This is a genomic window from Pseudonocardia sp. McavD-2-B, assembly GCF_024124365.1.
GTDB classification, from domain to species: Bacteria; Actinomycetota; Actinomycetes; order Mycobacteriales; family Pseudonocardiaceae; genus Pseudonocardia; species Pseudonocardia alni.
The window spans coordinates 1-7785 of record NZ_JAMXSG010000273.1 but is presented as its reverse complement, the minus strand read 5'-3'; the positions used below and the strand labels follow the sequence as shown (position 1 = coordinate 7785).

The 7785-nt window shown below is 75.8% G+C and carries 8 protein-coding genes and 1 pseudogene; 3 read left to right on the top strand and 6 right to left on the bottom strand.

The window, feature by feature from the left end; all coding sequences use genetic code 11:
• Positions 1 to 861: ABC transporter permease (locus NH602_RS25550; RefSeq protein WP_253069122.1), on the top strand; the 861-nt coding region annotated here is incomplete at its 5' end.
• On the opposite strand, the gene NH602_RS25545 is transcribed toward NH602_RS25550, so the two are convergent.
• On the bottom strand, positions 848 to 1927 hold the full coding sequence (locus NH602_RS25545; protein ID WP_253069121.1) for a Xaa-Pro peptidase family protein: 1080 nt from the start codon (positions 1925 to 1927) through the stop codon (positions 848 to 850). The genes NH602_RS25550 and NH602_RS25545 overlap by 14 nt on opposite strands.
• Before the next feature lie 46 nt (positions 1928 to 1973).
• On the opposite strand from NH602_RS25545, the gene NH602_RS25540 reads away from it, so the two are divergent.
• Positions 1974 to 2690, top strand: coding sequence for an MBL fold metallo-hydrolase (locus NH602_RS25540; RefSeq protein WP_062395645.1), 717 nt, complete (start codon positions 1974 to 1976; stop codon positions 2688 to 2690).
• A gap of 170 nt (positions 2691 to 2860) precedes the next feature.
• Here NH602_RS25540 and NH602_RS25535 read toward each other — a convergent pair whose 3' ends face one another.
• The gene (locus NH602_RS25535) at positions 2861 to 3790 is read right to left on the bottom strand and encodes a YhjD/YihY/BrkB family envelope integrity protein (RefSeq protein ID WP_253069120.1); all 930 of its coding nucleotides are present in this window, start codon (positions 3788 to 3790) and stop codon (positions 2861 to 2863) included.
• Between the two features lie 141 nt (positions 3791 to 3931).
• Between NH602_RS25535 and NH602_RS25530 the strand changes: the two genes are divergently transcribed.
• Positions 3932 to 4516 carry an HdeD family acid-resistance protein gene (locus NH602_RS25530; RefSeq protein ID WP_253069119.1) on the top strand — a complete coding sequence of 195 codons (585 nt, stop codon included), beginning with the start codon at positions 3932 to 3934 and terminating at the stop codon, positions 4514 to 4516.
• An 18-nt stretch (positions 4517 to 4534) separates the two neighbouring features.
• Here the strand turns inward: NH602_RS25530 and aroB are convergent, their stop codons facing one another.
• The 4 genes and pseudogenes from aroB to NH602_RS25510 all read right to left on the bottom strand — a co-directional run.
• A complete protein-coding gene (gene aroB, locus NH602_RS25525; RefSeq protein WP_083658199.1) occupies positions 4535 to 5668 on the bottom strand; it encodes a 3-dehydroquinate synthase in 1134 nt (377 codons plus the stop codon).
• Entirely contained in the window at positions 5668 to 6351 is a 684-nt protein-coding gene (locus NH602_RS25520) for a shikimate kinase (protein WP_073574681.1), read from the bottom strand. The genes aroB and NH602_RS25520 overlap by 1 nt, the downstream gene beginning before the upstream one ends.
• Positions 6348 to 7550, bottom strand: a complete 1203-nt coding sequence (gene aroC / locus NH602_RS25515) for a chorismate synthase (protein ID WP_253069118.1) — start codon at positions 7548 to 7550, stop codon at positions 6348 to 6350. The genes NH602_RS25520 and aroC overlap by 4 nt, the downstream gene beginning before the upstream one ends.
• Before the next feature lie 13 nt (positions 7551 to 7563).
• A pseudogene (locus tag NH602_RS25510) lies at positions 7564 to 7785 on the bottom strand (hypothetical protein); the annotation flags it as partial.

Here is a 7785-nt window from a genome sequence, read left to right as displayed (position 1 = left end):
GGCGCGGTCGCCGTCGTCGACTCGGACGTGCCGTCGGCGACCCGCGCGGTGCTCGACGCCGCGCTCGCCGACCGGGCCACCGCGGCCGCCCTGGGGACGGTGGGACTCACCCCGGCCGAGCTGGCCGCCGCGACCCCGCCCGCCGGGCTCACCGTCGACGCGCTGGATCCTGCCGACCCCGAGGCCGGGCAGCGCACCGCGCTGTCGTTCGCCGTGCTGATCGTGATGTTCATGCAGATCGTGGGCTTCGGCCTCACCGTCGCCATGGGCGTGGTCGAGGAGAAGTCCAGCCGCGTGGTGGAGCTGCTGCTGTCGACGATCCGCCCGCTGCACCTGCTGTGGGGCAAGGTGCTGGGCATCGGCGCGGTCGGGCTGGTCCAGCTGCTGCTCTACGGCGTCGTCGGCATCGGCGCCGGGATCGCCACCGGGCTGCTGACGATCACCGGCACCGCGCTCGGGGTGTTCGGCGCCGCGCTGGGCTGGTTCGTCCTCGGCTACGCGTTCTTCGCGGTGCTCTACGCCGCGGCCGGGTCCCTCGTGTCGCGCCAGGAGGACGTCAACACCACCACCGGGCCGCTGATGATGCTGCTGTTCGCGATGTACGGCGTCTCGTTCTGGTTCCTGGGCTCGCCGGACTCCGCGGTGCTCGGCGTGCTGTCGTGGATCCCGCCGTTCCCGGCGATGCTGATGCCGCTCATGATCGCCGACGGATCCGCGACCGCCTGGCACGTCGCCGGGTCGGCCCTGGTCATGCTGGTGGCGCTGGTCCTGCTGGCGAAGGCGGGCGCCCGGGTCTACGAGCGGTCGGTGCTGCGGATCGGGGCGACCGTGCCGTGGCGGGAGGCGCTCAGATCTCGATGAGCTCGCGGGGCAGCCCGGTCAGCGGCACGGCCGGGCCGCCCGCGACGACGTGCAGGGTGTCCTCGATCCGCACCCCGCCCCGTCCGTCGAGGTAGACGCCCGGCTCGACGGTCACGACGTTGCCGGCGTCGATCCGACCGGTGGCGGTGGTCCCGAGCCACGGCGGCTCGTGCACCGCGAGCCCGACCCCGTGGCCGAGGCCGTGCGGGAACCGTTCGCCGTGCCCGGCGGCGGTGATCACGTCCCGGGCGGCCGCGTCGACGGCGGTCACCGACGCCCCGGGGACGAGTGCGGCCCGCCCGGCCGCGGCGGCGGCGTCGACCAGGGCGTGCAGCTCACGCTGCCAGTCCACGGCCGGGCCCAGGCAGAACGTGCGCGTGGTGTCGGAGTGGTAGCCGTCCAGCGCCGCCCCGAAGTCGATCTTGACGAGGTCGCCGCGACGCAGCTCGGTGCCGGTGGGGCGGTGGTGCGGCACCGCGGAGTGCGGACCGGCGGCGAGGATGGTGTCGAAGGCGGGGCCGTCGGCGCCCAGGCGGCGCATCCGGTCGTCGAGGTCGAGCGCGACGTCGGCCTCGGTGCGTCCCGGGCGCAGGCCGCCGTCGTCGAGCAGGGCGCGCAGCGCGGTGTCGGCCAGCGCGCAGGCCGCGGCGATCCGCTCGACCTCGCCGGAGTCCTTGACCGCGCGCAGCCGCCCGGCCAGGCCGGGGGCGCGGCGCAACCTGCGGCCGGGGACGGCGTCACGGACCGCGGCCAGCCCGTCGACGGTGAGGGTCGCCGAGTCGTAGCCGAGGGTCAGCCCGGCGGGGACCCGGGCCGCGGCGGCCGGCGCGCTCGGCCGGTCGACGAGGACCTCCAGGTCGGGGCACTGCTCCGCGGCCTGCACCCGGTAGCGCCCGTCGGTGCAGAGCAGGTCGTCGCCCGGGTCGGCGGCGATCACCGCGGCGGCGTTGGAGCCGGTGAACCCGGTGAGGTGCCGGACGTCGATCAGGTCGGTGACCAGCAGTGCGTCCAGTCCGGCGGCGGGGAGCAGGGCGCGCAGGGCGTCGCGCCGGGCGGGGTGGGACATGGCCCGAACCCTATGTGCGGTGTCGCGGCTGTCTAGGGTCTCCGGCATGGGTCTCTACTTCCGCCAGCTGCTGTCGGGCCAGGACTACGCCGTGGGTGACCCGGTGGCCACCCAGATGGTCAATTTCTCGTACCTGATCGGCGACGACGAGACCCGCGAGGCCGTCGTCGTCGACCCGGCCTACTCCCCCGACGAGCTGCTCGCGACCCTCGACGCCGACGGCATGCGCCTGACCGGGGTGCTGGCCACGCACCACCACCCCGACCACGTCGGCGGCACGATGATGGGCTTCGACCTCGTCGGCGTCGCGCAGCTGATCGGGTCGCACCCGGTGCCGATCCACGTGCAGCGCGCCGAGGCCGACTACGTGACGCGGGTGACCGGGCTGTCGGCCACCGACCTGACCCCGCACGACCACGACGACGTCGTCGAGGTGGGGAACGTCGCGATCCGGCTGCTGCACACCCCCGGCCACACCCCGGGCAGCCAGTGCTTCCTGGTGCCCGGCCCGGACGGCGACCGGCTCGTCGCCGGGGACACGCTGTTCCTGCAGGGCTGCGGGCGCACCGACTTCCCGGGCGGCGACACCGCGCAGATGTACCACTCGCTGCAGCAGCTGGCCGCGCTGAAGGGCAACCCGACGGTCTACCCGGGGCACCGGTACTCCCCGGCGTCGAACGCCCCGCTCGACGACGTGCGGGCCACCAACACCGTCTACCGGGCGACCTCGGCCGAGCAGTTCGTGGCCGCGTTCGGTTCATGACGGTCGGACCGTGACGGCCGGGTCGTGACCCCGGCCGCGGTGGTGCTCGTCGAGGGGGCCAGCGACGCCGCGGTGCTCGGGGCCCCCGCGCGGCGTCGCGGCACCCGCCCGCCGACGTGGTGATCGTCGCCCTGCACGCGCTGTTCGCCGCCGAGCTGGACCTGCGGGGGCTACCGGACCCGCTGCGCCGGGTCCTCGACGACGTCGGTCTCCGACCCGGGTGCGGGGTCGGTCCCGTCGGTCGCGATCCACGCCGCGGAGAACACCAGCAGCCGCGACAGCAGGAACAGGAAGAACAGCGTCGCGAGCACGGTGCCGAACACGGCCCCGCCCGCGGTGTCGGACACGGCGCCGACGACGAGCGCGACCCCGAGCTTGAGCAGCTCCAGCGCGACCGCGCCGACGGCGGCGGGACGCACGACCCGGCCCGGCGGGACCGGCCGGCGCGGCAGCCGGGCCAGTACGAAGCAGAACACGGCCCAGTCCAGGACCAGCACAACGACGGCGCCGAGCACCCGCAGCGCGACCCGGCCGCCGAGCGCGTCGCGGACGCCGACCAGCTCCAGGGTGAACCCGGCCAGCCCGGTCACGGCGAACGTCACCACCACCGAGGCGAGGACGGCGACGCCGAGCACGGCCAGCGCGCCCAGGTCCCACAGGACCCGGCGCGGCGAGACGATCCGCTCGGCGGGCAGCCGGAACTGCGCCGACAGCGCCTCCCGCAGGTACGACGTCCACGTCGACCCGGCCCACAGCACCCCGAGCGCACCGATCCCGACGAGCGACCCGCTGCGGTCGGCGGCGGCCTCCACGGCGGGGGCGACGGCGCCGGTCAGCCCGGCCGGGAACGCCGCCTCGACGGCGAGGACCAGGTCGTCGCGGGAGGTGGTGCGCCAGAACACGAGCAGCCCGAGGGCGAAGAACAGGACGAGCAGCAGCGGCACCGCCGCGATCACGGTGTAGAACGCGACCGCGGCGGACAGGTGGTTGCCGCGCTGGTGGCGGTAGCGGTCGGCGGCCCGGCGGGCGTGCCCCACCAGAGACGACCGGGCGGGGAGCTCACGGAGCCGTCGCAGGCCGTCCCGGATCACGTCGCGCACCCGGTCATCCTCTCCCACGGCCCCCATCGCGATCCGCGCCGGAGCGCCGGTGCCACGGGGGGGACCTTCGCCCCGGTCGCGGCTCCGGTGCGGGTGAGACCGTTACCCGCCACAACCCCTCCACCCGGACGGAGCACGACCATGGTCGACGCGAGTGACGGAACGGGACGGGCGCCCACCGCCGAGGACGCCACATCACACGGGGTCCGCGGACTCGTCGTACTCCGCGGTGTCCTGGTCCTGCTGTTCGGGCTGGCCGTGCTGGTGACCCCTGGCCTGGCCCTGCTGGTGCTGATCTACGTCTTCGCCGCGTACGCGCTGGTCGACGGCGTCGTCGCGGTCGTGCTCGGGATCCGGCACCGGGGCGAGCGCCCCGGCTGGGGCTGGGCCGTCGCGCAGGGCGTGGTGTCGGTCGTCGCCGGTCTGGCGGCCTTCGCGCTGCCCGGGACCGCGGCGCTGTTCTTCCTGTACGTGGTCGCGTTCTGGGCGATCGTCGCCGGAGTCGTCACCGCGGTCTCGGCCGACGAGGTCCGCCGGCACGGCGGTCCGTGGGGGTGGATCGCCGGACGGGCCGTGCTCGACGTGCTGTTCGGCGTCCTGCTGCTCGTGTGGCCGGCGTCCGGCATCCTCGCGATGCTGTGGCTGGTCGGGGCGTTCGCCCTGGCCGCAGGGGTGCTGCTGCTCGTGCAGGCATTCGGGTCGCGTACCCACCCCGCCCTCGGCTGAGGTGTACCGACCGCGGTCTCAGCCGGAGATAGCGGCGTACGCGGTCTCCAGCAGCGCCGGGTCCGGGCCCTCCAGCCGCCCCGGCTCGGCGAGGCCGTCGAGCACAACGAAGCGCAGCGTCCCGGCCCGGGACTTCTTGTCCCCGCGCATGGTCTCGGTCAGCTCGTCGAGCACGCCGGGCTCGTAGCGCGTCGGCAGCCCGACCAGCTCCAGCACCTCGCGGTGCAGGTCGGCGGTGGCGTCGTCGAGCCGCCCCGCGGCGCGGGCCAGCTCGGCGGCGAACACCAGGCCGACCGCGACGGCGTTGCCGTGCCGCCACCGGTAGCGCTCGCGGCGCTCCACGGCGTGGCCGAGGGTGTGGCCGTAGTTGAGGATCTCCCGCAGGTGCGACTCGCGCAGGTCCGCCCCGACGACGTCGGCCTTCACCCGGATCGCGCGGCGCACCAGCTCGCCGAGCACCGGCCCGGCCGGGTCCAGCGCGGCGGCCGGGTCGGCGCGGACGCGGTCGAGGATGACCGGGTCGGCGATGAACCCGGCCTTCCACACCTCCGCGGACCCGGCGACGAGCTCGGGACGCGGCAGCGTGCGCAGCGTGTCGAGGTCGACGAGCACCGCGGACGGCTCGTGGAAGGCGCCCACCAGGTTCTTCCCGGCGGCGGTGTTGATGCCGGTCTTCCCGCCGACGGCGGCGTCGACCATCGCGAGCAGCGTGGTCGGGACGTGCACGACCCGTACCCCGCGCATCCAGGTCGCGGCGACGAACCCCGCCAGGTCGGTGACCGCTCCCCCGCCGAACCCGACGACCACGTCGGCCCGGGTCAGCGCGGCACCGGCACAGGCGTCCCAGCAGTCGGCCAGCGAGGCCAGGGACTTGCCGTCCTCGGCGTCGGGCACCTCGTGGGTGAACGCGGCCAGCCCGGCGGCCTCCAGCTCGGCGCGGGCGGCACCGGCGCGGTCGGCGAGCGTCGGCGGGTGCAGCACGAGGACCCGGCCGGCCCCGGTACCGACGACGACCTCGGCCAGCCGCGCGGCCACCCCGGCGCCGACGAGCACCGGATAGGGCTGCTCGGTGCGGACGTCGATGCGGACCGAGCCGTCGGACTCGGTGGTGCCGGAGGTGTCGGGCAGCGTGCCGGACGGTGTGGACGTCATCAGGCCTCCGCCCGCTCGGTGCCGGCCCCGTGCTGCGGCGAGCCGAAGCCGGGCGCCGGCAGTGTCGAGTCCTGGCGCGGGGTGGGCCGGTCGAACGGGTCGGCGGCGTCCGGGGAGGCCTCGGGCAGCGCGGACGGGCCGTGCCCGAGCTCGGCCAGCACGGCGGCGACGACCTGGTTGGGGCTGCGGCGCACCGTCGTGACCGCCACGGTGGCGACCTCGGCGTAGAGCGGGGCCCGCTCGGCGAGCAGCGCCCGGAACGTCGCCCGCGGGTTCACCCCGGCCAGCAGCGGGCGCGCGGTGGACATCCCGGTGCGGCGCATCCCGTCGGCGAGGTCCACCTCGAGGGCGACCACGCGGTGCCCCGCGAGCAGTGCGCGGGTCTCGGCGGCCAGCACGGAGCCGCCGCCGAGGGCGAGGACGCCGTGCCCGGCGCGCAGCTCCTCGGCGACGACCTCGCGCTCCAGCGCGCGGAACGCGGCCTCGCCCTCCTGCACGAACATCTCCGCGATCGGCTTGCCGATGCGGGCGACGATCGCGGCGTCGGTGTCGGCGAAGTTCAGCCCGAGCCGCTGCGCGAGCAGCGAGCCGACCGTGCTCTTCCCGGACCCGGGCGGGCCGACGAGCACCACCCAGGGGCGGCCCTCGGCGTCGGGGGCCGGGGTGGGGGCCGGCGCGGTCACCGCTGCCCCGCCAGGTAGGAGGCCAGGTTGCGGCGGGTCTCGTCGAGCGAGTCGCCGCCGAACTTCTCCAGTGCGGCCTGGGCCAGCACCAGCGCCACCATCGTCTCGACGACGACCCCGGCACGCGGCACGGCGCAGGCGTCGGAGCGCTGGTGGATGGCGGTGGCCTCCTCGCCGGTGGTGGTGTCGATGGTGCGCAGCGCCCGGGGGACGGTGGAGATGGGCTTCATCGCGACGCGGACCCGGACCGGCTCACCGTTGGTCATGCCGCCCTCGATGCCGCCGGCCCGGTTGGTGAGCCGGGTGACCGGCACGGTGCCCGCCGGACCCTGCCCGGGCGAACCGGCGGGGACCATCTCGTCGTGGGCGACGGAGCCGCGGCGGTGCGCGGTGCGGAAGCCGTCGCCGATCTCGACGCCCTTCATCGCCTGGATGCCCATCAGCGCGGCGGCGAGCCGGGCGTCGAGCCGGCGGTCGGCCTGCACGTAGGTGCCGACGCCGACCGGCATCCCGTAGGCGATGACCTCGATGACCCCGCCGAGGGTGTCGCCCGCCTCGTGCGCGGCGTCGATCTCGGCGGCCATCGCGGCGCCGGTGGCGTCGGTGAAGGCGCGCACCGGGTTGGCGTCGATGCGGTCGAGGTCGGCGGGGCCGGGCAGCGGCTCGTCGTCCGGGGCGTCGACGGCGCCGATGCCCACGACGTGGGACACGATCGTCACGCCGAGGGCCTGCTGCAGGAACGCCTTGGCGACGGTGCCGAGCACGACGCGGGCGGCGGTCTCGCGTGCGCTGGCGCGCTCCAGGACCGGGCGGGCCTCGTCGAAGCCGTACTTGGTCATGCCGGCGAGGTCGGCGTGGCCGGGACGGGGCCGGGTCAGCGGCGCGTTGCGGGCGCGGTGCGCGATCAGCTCCGGGTCCACCGGGTCGGCGGCCATCACCGTCTCCCACTTGGGCCACTCGGTGTTGGCGATGCGGACCGCGACCGGCCCGCCCTGGGTGACACCGTGCCGCAGGCCGCCGATGACCTCCAGCTCGTCGGCCTCGAACGCCATCCGCGGGCTGCGGCCGTAGCCGAGCTTGCGGCGGGCCAGCTCGGCCTGCAGCTCCTTGGTGGTGACCGAGACCCCGGCGACCATGCCCTCCAGCACGCCCACCAGGGCCGGACCGTGGGACTCCCCGGCGGTGATCCATCGCAGCACGGCGACCATCCTCTCACCCGGGGATCCGGGCCCCCGACAGCACCACGACCGCGGGCACCACGACCGCCAGTGCCACCCCGAGCAGGACCGGGCCGTGCGGCAGCCTGCTCCCCCACCCGGCCCGCCCGGCCCCGACCGCGACGAGCCCCACCGCCGCCGAGACGACCGCGGCCAGCACCGCGACCACCGGCAGCACCGCCCATCCCGCACCGGCGGCCGCGGCGCCCACCGGGCC

Coding starts and splice junctions, on each gene's coding strand:
- NH602_RS25545 (WP_253069121.1), bottom strand. CDS start 1,927: ATGTCCCACCCCGCCCGGCGCGACGCCCTGCGCGCCCTGCTCCCCGCC.
- aroB (WP_083658199.1), bottom strand. CDS start 5,668: ATGACGTCCACACCGTCCGGCACGCTGCCCGACACCTCCGGCACCACC.
- NH602_RS25530 (WP_253069119.1), top strand. CDS start 3,932: ATGGTCGACGCGAGTGACGGAACGGGACGGGCGCCCACCGCCGAGGAC.
- NH602_RS25540 (WP_062395645.1), top strand. CDS start 1,974: ATGGGTCTCTACTTCCGCCAGCTGCTGTCGGGCCAGGACTACGCCGTG.